Origin of the sequence: Empedobacter sp. UBA7248 (assembly GCF_002472945.1) — a bacterium.
GTDB lineage: Bacteria > Bacteroidota > Bacteroidia > Flavobacteriales > Weeksellaceae > Empedobacter > Empedobacter falsenii_C.
On the sequence record NZ_DKSU01000005.1, the window covers coordinates 198243 to 218313 of the forward strand.

The following is a 20071-nucleotide window of genomic DNA, read 5'->3' on the forward strand; positions in this document are numbered from 1 at the left end:
AAAAACGCAACCATATTTGGCTACGTTTTCTTATTTATCTTACTTATTTTTTCTTTAACTGATAATTTTGTGCTAAAGCTCCAGTAATTTCATTTCCTTCTAAATCTAATTGGAATAAAATATTCTCTCCAACTTTATAACGTTTATATTCATCGTCTTTCGTTTTTAAAGAAATTGAATTACCATCATCAGTCCAAGTAATGTTACCTTGATTCTCAACCTTCAGATTTTTATCGATATATTCTTCTTTTAAGGTATATGTATTATCTTGATTTAAGGTTAATTCTGTTTTAATACCTTCACAATCAGCACAAGGAATCACGCCTTCATAAGTTCCGTCCCAATCTAAAGCAGATTGAGAAGTTGAATCATCGATTTTTTGTGATGACTTATTTTCAGTAGCAGGAGTACTTTCAGTCTTTTTTTCGCAAGCTGTGAATAATATGCCAGTAAAAGCACATAATACAAATAATTTTTTCATAATATATTTATTTTAAGGTTATTATTTTAAGTTAAAGCCAACTTTTATCATTGGTCCAAACATATCCATATCATAAACAAAATTGGAATTATTACTTCCTTTTTCGTAGTCTATACTTATGATTTGATAGCCCGCCATTGCGTAAAATAAATTAGAGAATTGATACCCAGCCAATCCTTCTAATTGCCAAGCTAATTTTGATCCAATTCCAAATCCTCCAATTTCTCCAGAAACATTATACAAAAACTTTTTGTTTGGTAAATTTCTTGTTCTTGCAACCAACATAGGATCTACCCACGTTTTAGAAATACTGCGATCTAGATGCATTGTTTGACCTGTTTTAGGATTGATCATATTTACATCAAATCCAGATTTAATATTTACAAGGTTCATACTAATTCCAGCTTCTAACCAAGGAGTTATTTTTCTTAATAAACCAGCTTCAAAAGAGAATTGTTTTGCTGTTAATTTACCATCCAAAACTAAAGGATCTTTTTTAACATTTGCAGCTAAAGAAGCATAAATAATATCGGATGTAATTACCCAATCTTTGTTTTCAGCTTCAAAAGTTAACATTCCAGCAAATTTAAAATGCTCAAAAAAGTCTGACGGAGATTGACTTACATGTACATTCGGGAGTCGAGAAACACTCGCTTTTCCTTTCATATGTGGCAACATCATATTTGGCTCTACTTTGAAATGCCAAGAATTATCTGGTTGAATTGAGTCTTGAGCAAAAGTTTGCATACTTGATGCTAAAAGAATTAAAAATGTGCTTTTTTGAAAAAAGTTAAACATAATTTTTTAAGTTTCGTTTTATTAATTATTTCAAATAATAGAGAGAAAAGTTAAGTTAGTTATGGTTTATTATAGGTTAAGTTTCTTGTTAAATTGTCTAGATAAATCTAGTTTCATTCCCAATGTAAAAACACTTTGTTCTTTTTTACCAGCATAATTTTTACCAAAAGAGATGCGCTGTTCTGTATACAATTGTACATATTTGATCGGATAATATTCTAATCCGGTAATCAAATCACTTCGTCTGAATTTTTTATCAATACTAACATTTTCTACACATTTCTTTGTTTCAGGAACATATAAATTATAACCTCCTAAAATTGAAAATTTATTTAGTTTATATTTCATAGCAGTTTCAAAACCTTTTGCATCAAAAACATAAGAAGGATTAATTGTATTTTCAGATTGATATGAAATAGGTGTAAAATCTCCATTTTGTTGTAGGATTCCAAGTAGACTAACATCAAATTGTTTACTCATATATTTTGAACCAATTGAATAAAAAGTTGGATGCCCAGATAAACCTAAAATATGATTATCATCAATTAAGTTTTGAGCTATAAAAGCACGGTTAAATGCAGCTCCAATACTAATATTTTGATTTAATTCTAATTGAGCAGAAAAACCAAAACCATCAATAATTTTATCATCATTTCCACCTTTTGTTTGGATTTGAGCACCAAATTGAAAAGCTTTAATTTTATTTCTGTAAATTATTGATTGATCTGCTCGTCCTGTTCCTAGCAAACCTCCATCTGTTCCACCTGTAAAAGTTGCAGAAGCACGTCCTCCAAATACATTAAAACGATCTGTATAAGCTGTAACATCTCGGTAAACACTCCATTGTTTACCAAATGTTATTTTACCATATTTAGACAAATCAATTCCTAAGTAACCTAAGCGATTACCAAAAACTTGTTGTTTTTGTTCTGAAACAATTGTCAAAAGATCACTATCTAGATTTCCATCAACATTAAATGACGAGTTTCCTTTGAACATATTTATTTGTAATTCAACACCAGCTACAAATGCAATATTTCCTTTTTTTAGATTAATTTCAATTCCAGCACGAGAGGCATTCTCTTGTAGCTCCATTACTTTATCATGCACGGCAAGATGACCTCTCAAACTAGTGTAAGGTCTTATCGAAATATCAATTGTATCATTCGATTGTTGAGCATTAACAAAAAATCCAAATAATAGAAAGGCAGGTATAAAATGTTTGTTATTGGCAATCATATTGAATGTTGATTTAGAATAATTTGGCAAAAAAATATTGATTAATTTTTAGATCTAAATTCCAACAAATGTAAATGGTTTTGCATCACTAAAAAGTTGTGAAGTTTCGCCAGCATATGTTTCATTTTTGCTAACGCTTAATCGTTTTGTTTTTGCACTTTTACTAAAATCAATTTTCTTTAAATCAACCCAAAATGTATTTGGAGTTTTTGTAGTTTCAAAGTAATAAACAAGATTTTTATGATCAGAAACTGATCTCCATCTTGTAGATGATATGTTAGGTTCTGCTTCTGAAGAAATTCCTAACGGAACCGATACATTTCTAATAACACTAAAAACACTTGCAATAGAAGTACGAGTATCAGCGGTTTGTGGAATCGCATTTATGTAATATGATGCTCTTACGTAACGGTCAGCAGCTCTGTTAGTTCCTGGTAACATGATTGTTCCTGGAATTCCTTTCCAATATTGATTAATTGCTAATTGCTCATCAAAAACTGGAGAATTTGTCATTACTGTATAAGATGGATCGTGGTGTATTTTCAATTTACCATTTACATATTCGAAAATTGCATTGTCTCCATTTGCATCAGAAATTGAAAGATGTAAAGTTGTAAATTTTTGAGTACCTGGAATGTAATCAGAAACAATTACAAATTTTTCTTTTCTCAAATCATCCACAGCTTCTTTTACTGTAGCATAATTATCTAAAACATATTGAGCCCAAGCTGCAATTGTAACACCTGGTTTTGTTCCTTTTGGATTAAATTGCGGATACTGACTTTCTACTAACCACAAAACATTTGCAACAAGTCCTTTTTCGTTCATGCCATCTGTTGTCGCAATATCCCAAGCACTTGCAATTACACTTCCGTATTTTGAAGTCCATTTTTCCGAAGCATTTCCGACATTACCAGATCGATCTAGACCTCTAGGAAAAACCCAAATATTTGCATCAATTTCATCTTTCCAATCCATAGAACGAGCTGTGATTACAGTATTTTCTGGACCTTTATAGACAACTCTTGTGCATGCATCTACTTGTGGAGATAATAAAAAAAATAGGTTGGTAGAGAATAATGTCAAAGTTAATTTACTTAAAAAAGTCTTTTTCATTATGATGTATTTAGATTGTTAAAATTATTAATTTAATTGGAGAAAATTATACTCTTTTACTAATATTGTGCAGAATATTAGAATTAATTGTATTTAATTATCCATTTATATAATGTTGTTTTTGGAATATTATAACGTTCTATAATTTCTCTCTTACTCATTTTTTCATTTTTAATCTGATCTAAAATAAAATCAATAACCTCTTTGGTGTAAATATTCTTTCTGAATTTTGGCAACGAATTATCATTTGTTTTTTTATTGGTTTTATTCGTTATAACAGGACTATACAACATGAGATGTTGAGAATATAATCTAAACAAATCATATTCTAATAACTTCGACCATCGAAGAATTAAATCGGAATCTAAACTTGATTTGTTATACATTTCCTCAATTTGATTTTCTTGACATTTAAAGAAATTTAAGATTCTTCCAGTATCTATTTCTTTTACTTGAACAACATTCTTAATAAAACTACCAATATGTATTTCTCTAAAATTTTTCATGATCTTGTAATAATTACGTTCTATTACAAATCAACGAAAAATGTTGATTTATCCTCTAAAACAAATCCCTCATTAATCCCTCTTATTTATATTTTTTTCATTATCAATGATATAAATTCCTGATTTACTAATATTACGTAATAGATATTAATCGTTAATTTCTTTAATTCTAAAAAGTAAATAATTGAAATAGAATAAATAATAATTATAGTAACAAAAAAAACGCAACTAATTAAGTTGCGTTTTTAGAATTATCTTTTGTAAGATTATTTTGGATTTGTTACTTCAGAAACTGGCTCGCCAATATTTCCGTTTGGCTCTTCTATATGTAGCAAAGCTGCAACTGTAGGAGCGATGTCTGTCATATAAACACGGTTATTATTTTTACCGTGTTTTATTCCCCAACCCATCAAAACAAATGGAATGTGAGCATCGTAAGAACCCCAAGTTCCGTGCGTTGTCCCTCCAGCATTTTGTTTTCCGCCATACCATTGTGGTTCTAAAATATAAGTAATAGCACCGCTACGTTTACGATTGAAACCATTAACCATTCGTTCTTTGATAATTGCAGGAATAGAAGCTTCTCCAATTTTATCCATATCAGCTACGAAAGAAACGCCATCAACTTTTTGCATAAATTTTACGATTTCTTCTTTGATATCTTCTTCGTCTAATTTATTTTGTTCGATTGTTTGATAATTCAAATGAACTTGATAATTTGTCAATGAGCGTACAATATCAGTAGATTTGAATTTCTCTTGTAATTTAGCGTTCAATGCTTTTTTTACTTCTCCTGTTGGAAAGTATCCTGCATTACCTTTTTTATCTTGGAAATACTTTGGATTATGAGCTCCACCATGATCAGCAGTTAGGAAAACTAAATATTGTCCTTTTCCAACTTTTTGATCTAAATGATTAAATAATTGTTCCAAATCTTTATCTAAACGTAAATAAGTATCCTCAGCTTCGATTGTATTTGGAGAAAATTGATGTCCAACATAATCAGTAGAAGAGAAACTAACCGCTAAGAAATCTGTAATTCCTTTCTCGTTTTGACCCAATTTTTCGTTATCAATAATTTCGATTGCGATATCTTTTGTCAACGAATTTCCGAAAGGAGTAGAACGAATCAAACCTAAACCATTGTCTTTTTTCAACGCTTTCAAATCATAAGGAAATTTCATTTTATCCAATCCTTTATAATTTTCGCGGTATGGATTTCCATCTTTTTCACTTTGTACATACGTGTCAATTGGATAAAGTGTATTCCATTTGTCTAAATATTTTTCAGCAACTTTTTTATCATTGAATTTTTGTAACCATTTTGGCAACTCATTCATATAAAATGTACTCGAAACCCAATTTCCTGATTCCCCCTCAAACCAAAAAGCAGCATCAGCAAAATGACCTGCAGGTAATATTCCTCCACGATCTTTTAACGAAACTCCATATACTTTTGAACGAAAATTTGTTGCTAATTTTAATTGATCAGTAACTGTAGATGTCAACAAGTTTTTTGGAGACATTTTTCCAGCTTTTGAAGAAGTTCCAACACCATTTACAGCGTCATCTTGCGTACAATACATTTCTTGTCCTGTTGCTTGAATGATAAAATCGTTCCCCGCAATTCCATGAATAGCAGGTACAGAACCCGTATAAATAGTACTATGACCGATAGCTGTATAAGTAGGTATATAAGGGATATAGGTATTTTCGTTGCTAAAACCTTCGTTTAACATACGATTGAAACCTCCTGTAGAATATCTATCTTGGTAACGATATAAATAATCCCATCGCATTTGATCGACAACGATACCAACTACTAGTTTTGGACGGCTAACCTCTTGTTGCGCATATAGCGAAAGACCGGCAAATAATCCTAAAACACTTAAAAAAGTCTTATTAAATTTCATTTTAAAAATTTTACAATAGCAAATGTAACAATTAAATTTTGGGCTAAATTTAAATAATAATTAAAAAATTAGTAAATTAAACAAAATCATAAAAAAATAGAGTATGAGTGCAAAGCCTGTAGAAATAGTAGAAATTTTTGATGTTTCAATTGACAAAGTGTGGAATGCCTTAACAACAAAAGCTGCTTTTGATAAATGGTATTTTGATATTGAGAAGTTTGTTCCAGAAGTTGGATTTGAGTTTGAATTTTATGGTGGATCGTATTTACATCATTGTAAAATAGTAGAAGTAGAGCCAACTAAATTATTAGCTTATACATGGAAATATCCTGTTTACGAAGGAAATTCTATTGTTACATTTATTTTGGATGAATTAACAGATGAAATTGTTCCGCAAACAAAATTAACGCTGATTCATGAAGGAATTGAAACTTTTCCGCCTGATGATAAGAATTTTTCGCGCGAAAGTTTTGAAGCTGGTTGGACAGAAATTATCCGAATTAGTTTGAAAAATTATTTGGAAGGAAATTATGAAGAAGATTCGAAAGTAGAATAAATAAAAAAAGGAACTTCGTCAAGTTCCTTTTAATTTTTTTTACAGCTTATTATTTTTTGAATAATACTGTGATTCCTTCTTGATTTGGTAAAATCGGACGAGGATCTTCTGCTGTTACTATTCCTGCTTTTTCTTTTCTTAAATTCGCAACCCAAAATGGAATCCAAGAAATAGCCATCGTTGCAAAAAAGATGATACCCCAGAATCCGCATAAAGCGATTGTTAAGAATAATAAGAAACCTAAAAATTGAATCATGATTTTATTTTTATGTGATACAAACTTAGTAAATAAAATTTATAGAAATACTAACATTAATCACTTTTCTTTCATCAAACGATTTCTTAAATTTGTGAGATAAGTAAACAATATATAAATAATAAAAAATACCAAAATGGAATACAGAATTGAGAAAGACACCATGGGGGAAGTAAAAGTTCCTGCAGATAAATATTGGGGTGCTCAAACAGAACGTTCTCGTAACAACTTTAAAATTGGTCCTGCGGCTTCTATGCCTCACGAAATTGTAGAAGGTTTCGCTTATCTTAAGAAAGCTGCTGCTTATGCAAATGCTGAATTAGGTGTTTTACCAGTTGAAAAACGTGATGCTATTGCTGCTGTATGTGACGAAATCTTAGCAGGAAAATTAGATGATCAATTTCCTTTAGTAATCTGGCAAACAGGTTCAGGAACTCAATCTAATATGAATGTTAATGAAGTTGTTGCTAATCGTGCACAAGTTTTAGCTGGATTCAAAATTGGAGAAGGTGAACCAGTTCTTAAAGCGAATGACGACGTTAACAAATCTCAATCTTCTAATGATACTTTCCCAACAGGTATGCACATTGCTGCTTACAAAGCTGTTGTTGAAGTAACAATTCCAGGTGTTGAACAATTACGTGATACGTTAGCTAAAAAAGCAGAAGAATTTAAATCTGTTGTAAAAATTGGTCGTACACACTTAATGGATGCAACGCCATTAACATTAGGTCAAGAAATTTCTGGATACGTAGCTCAATTAAACCACGGTTTAAAAGCTTTAAGAAATACATTAGAGCATTTATCTGAAGTTGCTTTAGGAGGAACTGCTGTAGGTACAGGTCTTAACACGCCTGAAGGATACGATGTTTTAGTTGCTAAATACATTGCTGAATTTACAGGACATCCATTTGTAACAGCAGAAAATAAATTCGAAGCATTAGCTGCTCACGATGCAATCGTAGAAACTCACGGAGCTTTGAAACAATTAGCTGTTTCTTTAAACAAAATTGCGAATGACGTTCGTATGTTAGCTTCTGGGCCTCGTTCTGGTATTGGAGAAATTATCATTCCAGAAAACGAACCAGGATCTTCTATCATGCCAGGTAAAGTAAATCCTACTCAATGTGAGGCGTTAACAATGGTTGCTGCTCAAGTTATGGGTAACGATGTTGCGATTACAATTGGAGGAACTCAAGGTCATTACGAATTGAATGTTTTCAAACCAGTTATGGCTGCAAACTTCTTGCAATCTGCACGTTTATTAGGAGATGCTTGTGTGTCTTTTGATGAGCATTGTGCACAAGGAATTGAACCAAATTACGCTCGTATCAAAGAATTAGTTGATAATTCATTAATGTTAGTTACAGCGCTTAATACAAAAATTGGTTACTACAAAGCTGCTGAAATTGCTCAAACAGCTCATAAAAATAACTCTACGTTAAAAGAAACTGCAATCGCATTAGGATATGTAACTGCCGAACAATTTGACGAATGGGTAAAACCTGAAGATATGGTTGGTTCTTTGAAATAAGAAATTTTAAATCATTATATCACAGAGAGGTTGCTTAGGTAACCTCTTTTTTTGTTAAATTTATTTAAATTTGAGAAAAAGTTCCTTTCTTAAGAGGAAAAATTGTAACTTTAGTAAAAGTTTAAAATTATGGCAACTGTTAAACTAAAAAAATACGAACAAATCATAAATGAAATCCCTGAAGTAAGAGATTTTACGAGTGTTTATTTTTATGTAAATCGTTATAATATTGATCAAAAATACATTCAATATCTTGATGAATTATCAACATTAAAAGACGAAATAATCTCAAGTTGGTTAAATATCACAACGCGTACATACAGAAATTACAAAACGAAAGATGTTTCTTTAAAAGACAATACAAAAGAGCATATTGTTTTATTGATTTCTTTATACAAGCACGGTTTGGAGGTTTTCAATACAAAAGATGATTTCGAGAAATGGTTAACAACGCCTAATGTTTTGTTAGATAAAAAATCGCCAGCAGATTTTCTTGATACAGTTTCAGGTCTCAAATTTATCGATAATCGTTTAACTGCGATAGAGTACGGAGAAAACGTGTAATAATGTTAGTTTTCAATATTCGTAAAGCGAGATATTCAAAATCATTACAAGCTTCTGGAGTTGCCAACAGATGGAATAAAAATGATGAATTTGTTATTTACACAGGAAGTTCTCGTGCGCTCTCAACCTTAGAATTGGTGGTGCATCGAAGTTCTATTAGCATTGATAATTCGTACAAATTATTAGTGATAGAAATTGACTGCGAAGAAGATGAGATTTATGAAATTAAGAAGCCTAAATTACCTAAAAATTGGCAATCTGTAGAGGCTTATCCCGAGTTACAAGAAATTGGTTCTGCTTGGTATCAAGATTTTAAATATTTGGTCATGAAAGTTCCATCGTCAATTATTCCAAAAGAGTATAATTATTTAATAAATACAAAACATCCTGATTTTACTTCGAAGGTTAAAATCAAAGAATTAGAAGATTATAATTGGGATGATCGTTTATTATAAAACAAAAAAATCGACTAAATATTTAGTCGATTTTTTTATGAATATTTTAGAGATTATTAAATCTTTTTATACTTTAACAATAAACTATTTGTTACAACACTTACACTACTCAAAGCCATTGCAGCACCAGCAATCATAGGATCTAACAAAAATCCATTAATTGGATAAAGGACTCCAGCAGCAATTGGAATTCCGATTACATTGTAAATAAATGCCCAAAATAAATTTTGATGAATTGTTTTGACAGTCTGCGTTGAAAGATTGATCGCATGATCGATTTTTGTCAAATCTCCTCCAATCAACGTAACTTCTGCCACATCAATCGCAATATCAGAACCATTACCCATTGCAATCGAAACATCTGCCTGAGCCAACGCTGCACTATCATTAATTCCATCACCAACCATTGCGACAACTTTTCCTTTTTGTTGCAAATCTTTGATAATATTCATTTTATCATTTGGTAAAGCATTTGCTACAACTTGATCAATTCCGACTTGTTTAGCAATCGCATTTGCCGAGAATTCGTTGTCACCAGTTACCATCCAAACTTCAATTCCTTTTTCATGAAAAGCTTTAATAGCTTCAACAGATGTTGTTTTTATTTCATCAGAAATTCCAATTAATCCCAAAACTTTTTCATCATTTCCAAAGAAAGAAGTTGTATAATTTTTAGTCGCAAAATCTTGAATAGCTTGTTTTACATTTTCATCAATTTGAATATTTAATTCAGTAATCCAACTTGTTTTTCCAACATAATAAGTGTCATTTAAAATATTAGCTTTCAATCCTTTTCCAGATATATCTTCAATTTTTAGTTCAGGTAAAATATCTTGTTTTCCAATATGTTCTGTAATCGCTTTTGCCAAAGGATGTTGCGAATTATTTTCGATTGTATAAAGCACATTCTTAGCATAATCATCAAACCAAATCAATTCTTGTACTTTCGGTTTTCCTTCTGTAATTGTTCCTGTTTTATCTAAAATAATTGTATCAATTTTCTTCGCTAATTCTAAACTTTCGGCATTTTTGATCAAAATTCCTTGCTCAGCACCTTTTCCCATTCCAACCATAATCGCAGTAGGAGTTGCCAATCCAAGCGCACACGGACAAGCAATAACAAGCACAGTAATCATTGATAAAAGTGCCATTGTAAAAGCATTTTCTTGACCTAAAACTAACCAAGTAATAAACGTTAGAATTGCAATAATAATTACAATCGGAACAAAAACACCTGCAATTTTGTCTACTAATTGTTGAACTGGCGCTTTACTTCCTTGTGCATTTTTAACCGATTGAATAATTTGAGCCAAAAGTGTATCATTCCCTACTTTCAAGGCTTTATATTGAATAGGAGAGTTTTGGTTTAAAGTTCCTGAAAAAACATTCGCATCAATTCCTTTTTCAACTGGAATTGGTTCTCCTGTCAACGAACTTTCATCGATAAAAGATTCTCCCGAAACAATAATTCCATCAACTGCAATTTTATCTCCAGGTTTTGCAACAATCAAATCGCCAATTTGTACATCTTCAATTTTTACTTCAACTTGATTTCCATCTTTCACAACCAACACAGTATTAGGTTGTAAACCGATTAATTTCTTGATCGCTTCGGAAGTATTTCCTTTAGCACGTTCTTCCATCAATTTACCAATCAAGATAAAAACGATGATTAAACCAGCAGCTTCAAAATAAGGATGCGCATGCAAACCTTTGCTGTGCCAATACTCTGGAAACAATGTATTGAAAACACTAAAAATATAAGCAACACTAGTGCTTAGCGCGACTAAAGTGTCCATATTAGCCGATTTATTTTTCAATTGTTTCCAAGCACCTACGAAAAATTGTTGTCCAAAAATGAAAAGAATTGGCGTAGAAAATGCCCACATAATGTAATTTCCGTAAGGCATATCCATAAAAAACATTCCAACAATAAATAAAGGAACTCCAAAAATTAAAGCCCAAATTACTCTATTTTTCAGCGTTTTGTATTTTTCTTCGTGAAGTTGTTCTATTTCTTCATCTTGATTTTTAGACTCATCAATCACCAAATCATATCCAACTTCTACTAAAGCATTTTTCAAATTTTCTGGAGAAACAAGAGTAGGAATATACTCGATTTTTCCCATTCCATTTCCATAATTCACTTCTGCATTTACGACACCCAACTGACGATTAAGATTCGCTTGAGAACTACTCGCACACGAAGCACACGTCATATTGAGAACGGGATAAGATTTTTCGACAGAATCTATTTTGAAGTTATTTTGCTTTAAAGTTTCATAGATTTTAGGGGAAACTTTCCATAATTTTTTTGCCGAAACGTTAATCGTTTTAGCATCTAAATTCACAGTATATTCATCAAGATTTTCTATTTCAGAAAGTAATTTATTGATGAGTTCAACATCTTTTTCTGAATTCAAATTGATAATCGGTATAGTAAGTGTTTGTGCATTCATAACAGTAATTTTCTAGGACAAATTTCCAAAGATTATGGCGAGAAAGTATTATATAATTAGAAGTTAAAGTTACACTTTTTACCAATTGTTCAGCTTCTTCAGTTACTTTAAAATTATATTAAAACGTTTTACACCATCATTTTGTTGATAATACAAATAACCTTTGTGCGCTTCTATAATGTTTTTGGAAAGTGTTAAGCCAATTCCTGCACCATCTTTTCGAGTTGTATAAAAAGGTAAAAATATTTTGGAAATGATTTCTTCATCAATCAATTGTCCAGAATCTTGAATAATAATTTGCAATCGATTATCAGTTTGTTTCGATGAAATTTCAATAGATTTAGTTTCTACATTTTCTAATGAATAAATCGCATTTTTGATTAAGTTAATCAAAACTTGTTCAAATAAGATACGATCAATTTCAACTTCAATATTTTGTGGAATTAAATTCTGAAAAACAATATTTTTTTGATGAAATTCAGCCGAAAAAGATTGTTCAATTCCTTGGACAATTTCATATAAATTTTGTATCGATTTAACAGGATTTGGTAACATAGTTAATTGACGATATTGCTCTACAAACGTCTGTAAATGCTGACTTCTATTCATAATTGTGTCTAAACTCAAACGAATATCATCATAATCATTCTTATCTAAATTGTCAGTTTCAAAATAAGTTTTTGTGGTATTTGCTAATGAATAAATCGGCGTCAAAGAATTGATAATTTCATGCGCAATGACTTTCATAATATTCATCCAAGCCTCTTTTTCAGTGGAATCAATCACACGTTGAATCGAATCGATAAAAATAATCGCATATTCATCATGCGCAATCAACGTTTTTGTGTTCTGAATCAGATAAGTTTGTCGCTCTTCATCATTAATTTGTATGTCAATTGTACTTTTAAAATCATCAAATTCTTTATTTTCTAAAGTTTCACAAAACTGTGGAATCAATTTTTTTAGATAATTCCACGAACTTGATTTTGGAACGCTAAATATTAGTTGAAAATGATGATTGATAAATATAATTTTTCGATCATTTTCTTCTTTTTTAAGAATCAAAAAACCAAACGGAACGGCATTCAATAATTGATGATAAATGATTTCTTTAGACGAATTTAAAACGTGTTCTTCTTTAATTTTATGATATAATTTTAATGCAGAATTGTCTTTTTTATATTGATTTTGATTAATATTTAAGCTAAAGTCATTGTACAATAAAGCATCTATAATTTTCTGATTTTTAGAAAGATAATTTTTAGAAAAATGAATTATTTCCGTAATCGAAACAATTGTAATAATACATACAAATGTAAATGAAAACCAATAATTTTTGATTCCAATAAAAGCCAACATAAACAAAACAAATGCTAAAAAAAGTATTCTGAATACTAACTGAAAAATAAGAGAATTGCGTTTCATTATTTATAATTCGTAATGTTATATTTTTCTAATTTTCGATATAAAGCAGCACGAGAAACACCTAAATTTTCGGCTGTTTTACTAATATTTCCTTCAAAAAAATGTAAACGTTCTACAATTTTATTTCGCTCTATTTCGTTCAAATTATTTGAATTATCTGTAATTTTTTGAGGAATAAATGTTGTGAAACCTAAATTTTCAATCGTAATTTCATTTTCTTCAGCCAAAATAACCGCACGTTCAATTCTATTTTGCAATTCTCGAATGTTTCCGTTCCAATCGTAGTTTTCTAATTGATACAAAATTTGTTCATTAATAACTGGTTTTTCGACCTCATATTTATCAGCATAAAGTTCTAAAAAATAATCAATCAAAGGTTTAATATCTTCTTTTCGTTCACTAAGATTCGGCATTGTAACCGAAATTGTATTGATTCGATAATATAAATCTTCTCTAAAATGACCTTCTTTTACTGAATTTTCAAGATTCACATTCGTAGCAACAATTATACGAACATCAACTTTTCTTGGTGAACTTTCTCCCAAACGAATAATTTCTTTATTCTGAATGACTTGCAAAAGTTTTGCTTGCAAATGATTTGGTAAATTTCCAATTTCATCTAAAAAAATCGTTCCATTATTTGCAGCTTCAAATCGACCAATTGTATCTTCTTTCGCATCGGTAAACGCACCTTTTTTATATCCAAACAACTCACTTTCAAATAAATTCTCATTCAAAGAACCTAAATCAACATGAATAAATTTTTCATTATTTCGAGTAGAATTTTCGTGAATTGATTTTGCCAAAATTGATTTACCTGTTCCATTTTCACCTAAAATTAAGATTGTTGCATCAGTTTTTGCAATTTTATTGGTGATTTTATACACTTTTTCGATACTCGGAGAATTTCCATAAAAAAACTTATTTTCTTTCGATTCTTTTATTTGCTTCGATTTTCTACGCTGTTTTATCTCTTCTTTTATAAGATCAACCAACTTATCATTATCCCAAGGTTTTAAAATATAATCAATCGCACCCAATTTTAAACCTTCAACTGCAGTTTCTACACTTCCATAGGAAGTCATCAAAATTACTTTCGTTTTTGGTTGCGCATGTTGAATCTCTTTCAGCCAAAAAATTCCTTCTTTTCCATCTTCATAACCTGTTCTAAAATTCATGTCCATTAAAACAACATCAATTTCATTTTCTACCAAGATTTGTGGAATCTTTTTAGGATCAGAACAAGTGATAATAGTTTCGAATTGACGTTTCAAAAGTAGACGACTTGCAATTAATATTTCTTCTTGATCGTCTAAAATCAGTATAGTGGCTAAAGTTTTCTTCATATTCAGTTTTGTCATGTGTCCGTTTCTGAACAAATAAGTGTTCGCTTTCGGACAGTCTATTTTTTATATAATTTTTTAAAAGAATTGATTTCAACGCTTTAAGAAATTATAAATTTTAGGCACATTTATTACGTATTGATAATTAGTAAAATAACCATAAATAAACGGCTGTTTGGTAAATTTAATAAATAATGGATACGAAAATCAATCAAAAAAATAAAAAATATAAACGCCTCGGAATAATTGCTACAACGACCATTATTTTAGGTGGTTCGAGTTTTTATTTGATGAATCCACCGCGAACTTTAACTGTAAGTGCAAATGAATTGATGATAAAAGACGTTTCTGAAGATTATTTTGAAGATTTTGTTGTTTTTCAGGCACAAATAGAACCAATTAATTCAATCTTTATCAATGTGATAGAAGGTGGTTCTGTTCAAGAAATATTTGTAGAAAATGGAGAAATGGTCACAAAAGGTTTGCCAATTGCACGATTATACAATCCGAATACGGAACTTAATTTTTTGACACAAGAAACGGCAATTATCGAGCAAATGAATCAATTAAATGTTGCAAAATTATCTATTCGGAATCAAGAATTGGATCTATCAAAGGATTTTGTAGGAATTGAACACGATTTTAATCAATCAAAATTAGATTATGAATTGAACCAAAAACTGTATGATAGGGAAGTGTTAGCGAAAAATGAATGGGAAAATACAAAGGAAAAAATGCGCTACCAGCAAGAACGAAAAGCAATTATTCAGAAAAGTTTGGTTAAGGAACGTGAATCAAATTCGATTCAATTAAAACAAATTAATGAAGCTTTATCTATCATGCAAAAAAGTTTGGTAACACTTCGAAAAAACAAACAAAATTTTTTGGTTCTAGCGCCTGAAACTGGTCGTTTAAGCTCTTTTGAAGCGACATTAGGACAATCAATAGAAGCAGGAAAAAGTATTGGAAAAGTGGATATTCTAAGCGGATATAAATTAGTTGCAATGGTAGATGAATATTATTTGGATCGAATACAGGAAAATCAATATGGACAAATCGAAATTAAAGGAAAAATCATAAAAGTAAAAGTGACTAAGATTTCTCCAGAAATAAAAAGTGGAAAATTTAAAACAGAATTAGAATTTATTGATAAAATTCCTGAAAATTTACAAGAAGGTTTATCCGTAGGAGTAAAGTTGATTTTATCCGAAAAAGAAAAGAAATTAGTTATTCCGAAAGGATCCTTTTATACAACGACACAAGGGAAGTGGATTTTTGTTATCAATAACGATAAAGCAATACGTAGAAAAATTGAATTAGGTAGTGAAAATCCGAGTGTTTACGAAGTGATTTCAGGATTAAAAACAAATGAAAAAGTAATTATTTCGAATTACGAAGATTATAAAGAAGTACAAGAATTAACAATAAAAAAATAACATCATGATTAAAATAGAAAACTTATCAAAAATATTTATTACAGAAGATGTTCAAACAAAAGCTTTGAATGGGATTAATTTAACAATCAATTCTGGAGAATTTATTTCCATCATGGGACCTTCGGGTTGTGGAAAATCTACATTATTGAATATTATTGGATTATTGGATTCTTTCAATGGAGGAAGTTATGCGTTGAATAATCTTGAAATGTCTAATGCAAACGAATCGAAACGTTCTCAAGTTAGAAAAGAAAATATAGGATTTATTTTCCAAAATTTCAACTTAATTGATGAATTATCAGTTTATGATAACATCGAATTGCCTTTGATTTATTCTAAAGTTTCGAGCTCAGAACGAAAAAAACGAGTACAAGAAATTGCAGAAAAATTAAATATTGTTCATCGTTTACAACATTATCCACAGCAACTTTCTGGTGGTCAACAACAACGTGTTGCAGTTGCAAGAGCCTTGGTGATTAATCCTAAAATAATTTTGGCTGATGAACCAACAGGAAATTTGGATAGTATCAATGGAAATGAAGTGATGGAGCTTTTGACCGATTTACATGCGCAAGGTTCTACAATTTTGATGGTAACGCATTCAGCTCATGACGCGGCTTATTCTGATAAAATTATTATCATGAAAGATGGTGAAATTCTTTCTGAAAAAATGAATCAGAAAAATGTAAATGTTTTTGAGAAAACTAAAATTTAAATTGATAAACCATGAAAAATTATATTCTTCTATTGTTCAATTTGACAACAATCTTATTGAATGCTCAAGTTACAGAATCAAGGAACATTGAAAATTTTAACGAAATTATAGGTAAATCAGGCGTAAATATCAATTATTATAACTCAGATTCTCCAAAAGTAATTGTCGAGACAGATAAAAAAGAAAATTTAAATTACATTATTACAAGTACAAAAAATAATGTTTTAGAAGTTTATGTAGATACTAAAAACCAACCAAATGTTACAATTTCAAAGATTGATATAAGTGTTTATGGTATAGCTTTAGAAAAGATTTCGATGACTTCTGGCTCAAAAATTTCGTTTGAAGATAATTTTAAATCAAATGTGTTGAGAATTAAAGAAACTTCTGGAGCACAAATCGTTTTTAAATCTCTAAAAACCGATTATTTAGAGATTGATTTGTCGTCTGGTGCTCAATTGAATGGAAATATCACCTCTAAAACTATAACTTCTAAAATGAGTTCTGGATCTATTTGGGAATCAAAAATCAATTCAGAAAATACAACGATTAATATTTCAAATGGAGCAATAGTTTCTTTGAAAGGAGAAACTAAACAATTAGATATAAAGGCGACAAGTGGATCCATTTCAGACTTGAAAAAACTGAATGCAGCAAGAGCAAATTTGATAGCAAATAATGCTTCTTCAATTACAAGTTGGGTTTCACAAAAACTTTTAGTAGATGCAAATACGGCTAGTAAGATTACGATAAAAGGTTTACCAACTGATATAACAATTCAGCGTGATAAGCTTTCTAAAGTTTTGAATGAAAATGGTGATTCTTATTAATTCGAAAAAAATAATATAATCGATGCTAAAAAATTGGTTTAAAATATATTTAAGAAATACGATCAAGAACAAAGGGTTTACATTTCTTACAATTCTTGGTTTAGCTATCGGAATTGCTGGTGTTATTTTTTCGACTTTATATTGGAAAGATGAAACGAGTTACGATAAATGGAATCCAAATATTGATCGCGTATTTGAAACATTAACTGTATTTCAAAAAGGTGGAGAAACTTGGCCTACAAGTGTTGAACCTTTGCCTCGTTACTTAAAAGAAAAATCAGATAAGATAGAAAGTTATTGTTGGTTTGAAGGTTGGTATGGACAAGAAACTTTTTACGTAGATAATAAAAAAGTTTATGTTACTGGAATTACTAGTACAGATCAGAATTTTTTTGATTTTATTCCATTCAAGTTTGTAAAAGGAAGTGTAGATGATTTTCGAAAAAATAGATATGGTGTTGCATTAGAAGAAAAAGAAGCAGCTAAAATTTTTGGTACTGAAAATCCTGTTGGAAAGACTTTGACAACTTTTGATGGTAGAAAAATGCCTATTTATGGAGTTTTTAAAACAAACAAGTATACTAGTTTTCAACCTAAAATGGTTATTTCAAATATCTATAAACGTTTAGAAGACACAAAAGATCAATGGGGAAATTATGGTTCGGGATTATTTATCAAATTAAAAAATACTGCTGATAAAGAAGAAGTTGAAAAATTAGGAACACAACTTTTTTATGAAAATAATACTTTAAAAAATGCAAAAAACGAAGGAATACCTGTAAAAGAATTTGTAAAGATTTATGAACCAGTAACTGTAAAGTTCCAATCATTAAACGACTCAAGATTAAATGCAAAATTTTCTCGATTACCAGAAGGAATGGGGAACAAACTATTCTTACAAATCAATTTAGGGTTATCTTATTTAATCTTGATCTTATCGATTATCAATTATATAAATCTTTCTACTGCACAAGCAATTAGAAGAGCGAAAGAAGTAGGAATAAGAAAAGTTGTAGGTGCAACAAAAAGAAATATTGTTTTACAATTTATCACAGAAACTACAATAACTACAGTTTTGTCATTTATTGTTGCATTAGCTTTTGTTGAAGTTTTTTTGCCTACATATAATCAATTAATTGACAAAAATTTAGAATTGTATATTACTTCGTTTATTCCATATTTGATTGTAATTTTTGTAATCGTAGTTGTTATTGCTGGAATTTTCCCTGCTATTTATGTTTCAAATTTTAAAGAACTGAACGTTTTAAAAGGTAATTTTTCAAGAAGTAAAAATGGAATTTGGTTACGAAATGGAATGTTGATTTTACAATTTTCAATTGCTACATTCTTTATTGTAGCTGGAACTCTTGTTATTCAACAAATGAATTACATTTCAAAAAAAGATTTAGGTTTCTCAGGTAATCAAGTAATTAGTATTCCATTTAAAAGACAAGATTTAGCTGATAAAAAGTTTGATTTTTATAACAGTTTCAAACAAGATTTACTAAAAATAAAAGGTGTACAAGCTGTAAATGCTACTGCATTCAAGTTTGGTTCTCTTGGAGCTATGTCTAATACAAGTTTTCGAGTAAAAGAAAAACAATTGGTGACAGATAATATGGGAATTGATTTTGGTTTTTTGGATATGATGAAAATTCAATTGAAAGAAGGAAGAGATTTGAATCCAATGATTTCGTCCGATACAATTTCGAATGTATTAATAAATGAAACCGCGAAAAAATATTTTGGAGAAACGTTGAAACTGAATGATGAATTTGAATGGAATGGACAAAAATTTAAGCTTATTGGTGTAACAAAAGATTTCAATCTAGGAGAACCACAAAATAAAATACGACCAATGATGTTTTTCCATTTCAAAGTTGTTGATTGGTTATCGTACAATTTACAAGATGTTTTGGTTAAGGTAGATACTGATAATACAAAACAGACCATAGATAATATCGAGAAGTTTTGGAAAGCTAAAGTTGATCAAGATTATCCTTTCGAATATGAATTTGTAGACAAACAGTTTGCGCGTTCGTATGAAAATTACACAAAACAAGAAAAGATGTTCAAGATCTTGAATGTTATTGTGATAACAATCGCATTATTTGGATTGTTTGCGCTTTCGTCATACACAATTGAACGTAAATATAAAGAAATAGCCATTCGAAAAGTTTTAGGTGCAGAAACGTCTTCTTTACTACGAATTTTATCCAAACAATATATCTATTTCGCATTCATAGGTTTTGCACTTGCAATTTTACCAAGTTATTTTCTGATGCAAAAATGGTTAGAAAACTTTGCTTATCGCATTGATATTTCAATCTGGATTTATGTATTTGCTTTTATTTTATTGTTGAGTTTAACCTTAATTGTTGTTTTAATAAAAGCTTATTCTGCTACTCGAATCAATAGTTTAAATTACTTGAAATACGAATAATT

At 30.0% G+C, this 20071-nt stretch carries 18 protein-coding genes; 8 read left to right on the forward strand and 10 right to left on the reverse strand.

The window, feature by feature from the left end:
• Positions 1 to 43: 43 nt before the first annotated feature.
• The 6 genes from B4A23_RS03280 to pafA all read right to left on the reverse strand — a co-directional run bounded on the left by B4A23_RS03280 (position 44) and on the right by pafA (position 6053).
• Positions 44 to 481 (reverse strand): copper resistance protein NlpE, encoded by a 438-nt coding sequence (locus tag B4A23_RS03280; protein ID WP_291116815.1) that lies wholly within the window; start codon positions 479 to 481, stop codon positions 44 to 46.
• Positions 482 to 502: 21 nt separating this feature from the next.
• Positions 503 to 1279, reverse strand: coding sequence for a hypothetical protein (locus tag B4A23_RS03285; protein ID WP_291116818.1), 777 nt, complete (start codon positions 1277 to 1279; stop codon positions 503 to 505).
• A gap of 69 nt (positions 1280 to 1348) precedes the next feature.
• Positions 1349 to 2518: a porin gene (locus tag B4A23_RS03290; protein WP_291116821.1), complete on the reverse strand. Its 1170-nt coding sequence runs from the start codon at positions 2516 to 2518 to the stop codon at positions 1349 to 1351.
• Positions 2519 to 2572: 54 nt separating this feature from the next.
• Positions 2573 to 3634: a linear amide C-N hydrolase gene (locus tag B4A23_RS03295; RefSeq protein WP_286500481.1), complete on the reverse strand. Its 1062-nt coding sequence runs from the start codon at positions 3632 to 3634 to the stop codon at positions 2573 to 2575.
• An 83-nt stretch (positions 3635 to 3717) separates the two neighbouring features.
• Positions 3718 to 4140 carry a transposase gene (locus tag B4A23_RS03300; RefSeq protein WP_286500482.1) on the reverse strand — a complete coding sequence of 141 codons (423 nt, stop codon included), beginning with the start codon at positions 4138 to 4140 and terminating at the stop codon, positions 3718 to 3720.
• A gap of 266 nt (positions 4141 to 4406) precedes the next feature.
• On the reverse strand, positions 4407 to 6053 hold the full coding sequence (pafA, locus tag B4A23_RS03305) for an alkaline phosphatase PafA (RefSeq protein ID WP_291116827.1): 1647 nt from the start codon (positions 6051 to 6053) through the stop codon (positions 4407 to 4409).
• 103 nt (positions 6054 to 6156) lie between these two features.
• On the opposite strand from pafA, the gene B4A23_RS03310 reads away from it, so the two are divergent.
• Complete coding sequence (locus B4A23_RS03310) at positions 6157 to 6609, forward strand: SRPBCC family protein (protein ID WP_280045602.1); 453 nt, start codon at positions 6157 to 6159, stop codon at positions 6607 to 6609.
• 49 nt (positions 6610 to 6658) lie between these two features.
• Here B4A23_RS03310 and B4A23_RS03315 read toward each other — a convergent pair whose 3' ends face one another.
• Entirely contained in the window at positions 6659 to 6865 is a 207-nt protein-coding gene (locus B4A23_RS03315) for a hypothetical protein (protein WP_038334195.1), read from the reverse strand.
• Positions 6866 to 7001: 136 nt separating this feature from the next.
• Here B4A23_RS03315 and fumC point away from each other — a divergent pair, with 136 nt between their 5' ends.
• The 3 genes from fumC (at position 7002) to B4A23_RS03330 (ending at position 9418) form a co-directional block, all read left to right on the forward strand.
• Positions 7002 to 8399, forward strand: coding sequence for a class II fumarate hydratase (fumC, locus tag B4A23_RS03320; RefSeq protein WP_291116830.1), 1398 nt, complete (start codon positions 7002 to 7004; stop codon positions 8397 to 8399).
• Positions 8400 to 8528: 129 nt separating this feature from the next.
• Entirely contained in the window at positions 8529 to 8963 is a 435-nt protein-coding gene (locus B4A23_RS03325) for an antitoxin Xre/MbcA/ParS toxin-binding domain-containing protein (protein WP_038334185.1), read from the forward strand.
• Positions 8964 to 8965: 2 nt separating this feature from the next.
• Positions 8966 to 9418: an RES family NAD+ phosphorylase gene (locus B4A23_RS03330; protein ID WP_291116833.1), complete on the forward strand. Its 453-nt coding sequence runs from the start codon at positions 8966 to 8968 to the stop codon at positions 9416 to 9418.
• Positions 9419 to 9474: 56 nt separating this feature from the next.
• On the opposite strand, the gene B4A23_RS03335 is transcribed toward B4A23_RS03330, so the two are convergent.
• The 3 genes from B4A23_RS03335 to B4A23_RS03345 all read right to left on the reverse strand — a co-directional run bounded on the left by B4A23_RS03335 (position 9475) and on the right by B4A23_RS03345 (position 14648).
• Positions 9475 to 11877: a heavy metal translocating P-type ATPase gene (locus B4A23_RS03335; RefSeq protein WP_291116836.1), complete on the reverse strand. Its 2403-nt coding sequence runs from the start codon at positions 11875 to 11877 to the stop codon at positions 9475 to 9477.
• Between the two features lie 102 nt (positions 11878 to 11979).
• Entirely contained in the window at positions 11980 to 13302 is a 1323-nt protein-coding gene (locus tag B4A23_RS03340; RefSeq protein WP_291116839.1) for a sensor histidine kinase, read from the reverse strand.
• Positions 13302 to 14648, reverse strand: a complete 1347-nt coding sequence (locus B4A23_RS03345; RefSeq protein WP_180906826.1) for a sigma-54-dependent transcriptional regulator — start codon at positions 14646 to 14648, stop codon at positions 13302 to 13304. The genes B4A23_RS03340 and B4A23_RS03345 overlap by 1 nt, the downstream gene beginning before the upstream one ends.
• 191 nt (positions 14649 to 14839) lie before the next feature.
• Here B4A23_RS03345 and B4A23_RS03350 point away from each other — a divergent pair, with 191 nt between their 5' ends.
• The 4 genes from B4A23_RS03350 to B4A23_RS03365 are packed head-to-tail and all read left to right on the forward strand — an operon-like array spanning position 14840 to position 20069.
• Positions 14840 to 16081 (forward strand): efflux RND transporter periplasmic adaptor subunit, encoded by a 1242-nt coding sequence (locus B4A23_RS03350; protein WP_291116842.1) that lies wholly within the window; start codon positions 14840 to 14842, stop codon positions 16079 to 16081.
• A 4-nt stretch (positions 16082 to 16085) separates the two neighbouring features.
• Complete coding sequence (locus B4A23_RS03355; RefSeq protein WP_291116845.1) at positions 16086 to 16796, forward strand: ABC transporter ATP-binding protein; 711 nt, start codon at positions 16086 to 16088, stop codon at positions 16794 to 16796.
• 11 nt (positions 16797 to 16807) lie between these two features.
• Complete coding sequence (locus B4A23_RS03360; protein ID WP_291116848.1) at positions 16808 to 17626, forward strand: GIN domain-containing protein; 819 nt, start codon at positions 16808 to 16810, stop codon at positions 17624 to 17626.
• 22 nt (positions 17627 to 17648) lie between these two features.
• The gene (locus B4A23_RS03365) at positions 17649 to 20069 is read left to right on the forward strand and encodes an ABC transporter permease (protein WP_291116851.1); all 2421 of its coding nucleotides are present in this window, start codon (positions 17649 to 17651) and stop codon (positions 20067 to 20069) included.
• Positions 20070 to 20071 lie beyond the last annotated feature (2 nt).

What these genes read in the sequence shown, in the direction of transcription:
- B4A23_RS03280 (WP_291116815.1), bottom strand. Translation starts at nt 481, where the DNA reads ATGAAAAAATTATTTGTATTATGTGCTTTTACTGGCATATTATTCACA.
- B4A23_RS03285 (WP_291116818.1), bottom strand. Translation starts at nt 1,279, where the DNA reads ATGTTTAACTTTTTTCAAAAAAGCACATTTTTAATTCTTTTAGCATCA.
- B4A23_RS03290 (WP_291116821.1), bottom strand. Translation starts at nt 2,518, where the DNA reads ATGATTGCCAATAACAAACATTTTATACCTGCCTTTCTATTATTTGGA.
- B4A23_RS03295 (WP_286500481.1), bottom strand. Translation starts at nt 3,634, where the DNA reads ATGAAAAAGACTTTTTTAAGTAAATTAACTTTGACATTATTCTCTACC.
- B4A23_RS03300 (WP_286500482.1), bottom strand. Translation starts at nt 4,140, where the DNA reads ATGAAAAATTTTAGAGAAATACATATTGGTAGTTTTATTAAGAATGTT.
- pafA (WP_291116827.1), bottom strand. Translation starts at nt 6,053, where the DNA reads ATGAAATTTAATAAGACTTTTTTAAGTGTTTTAGGATTATTTGCCGGT.
- B4A23_RS03310 (WP_280045602.1), top strand. Translation starts at nt 6,157, where the DNA reads ATGAGTGCAAAGCCTGTAGAAATAGTAGAAATTTTTGATGTTTCAATT.
- B4A23_RS03315 (WP_038334195.1), bottom strand. Translation starts at nt 6,865, where the DNA reads ATGATTCAATTTTTAGGTTTCTTATTATTCTTAACAATCGCTTTATGC.
- fumC (WP_291116830.1), top strand. Translation starts at nt 7,002, where the DNA reads ATGGAATACAGAATTGAGAAAGACACCATGGGGGAAGTAAAAGTTCCT.
- B4A23_RS03325 (WP_038334185.1), top strand. Translation starts at nt 8,529, where the DNA reads ATGGCAACTGTTAAACTAAAAAAATACGAACAAATCATAAATGAAATC.
- B4A23_RS03330 (WP_291116833.1), top strand. Translation starts at nt 8,966, where the DNA reads ATGTTAGTTTTCAATATTCGTAAAGCGAGATATTCAAAATCATTACAA.
- B4A23_RS03335 (WP_291116836.1), bottom strand. Translation starts at nt 11,877, where the DNA reads ATGAATGCACAAACACTTACTATACCGATTATCAATTTGAATTCAGAA.
- B4A23_RS03340 (WP_291116839.1), bottom strand. Translation starts at nt 13,302, where the DNA reads ATGAAACGCAATTCTCTTATTTTTCAGTTAGTATTCAGAATACTTTTT.
- B4A23_RS03345 (WP_180906826.1), bottom strand. Translation starts at nt 14,648, where the DNA reads ATGAAGAAAACTTTAGCCACTATACTGATTTTAGACGATCAAGAAGAA.
- B4A23_RS03350 (WP_291116842.1), top strand. Translation starts at nt 14,840, where the DNA reads ATGGATACGAAAATCAATCAAAAAAATAAAAAATATAAACGCCTCGGA.
- B4A23_RS03355 (WP_291116845.1), top strand. Translation starts at nt 16,086, where the DNA reads ATGATTAAAATAGAAAACTTATCAAAAATATTTATTACAGAAGATGTT.
- B4A23_RS03360 (WP_291116848.1), top strand. Translation starts at nt 16,808, where the DNA reads ATGAAAAATTATATTCTTCTATTGTTCAATTTGACAACAATCTTATTG.
- B4A23_RS03365 (WP_291116851.1), top strand. Translation starts at nt 17,649, where the DNA reads ATGCTAAAAAATTGGTTTAAAATATATTTAAGAAATACGATCAAGAAC.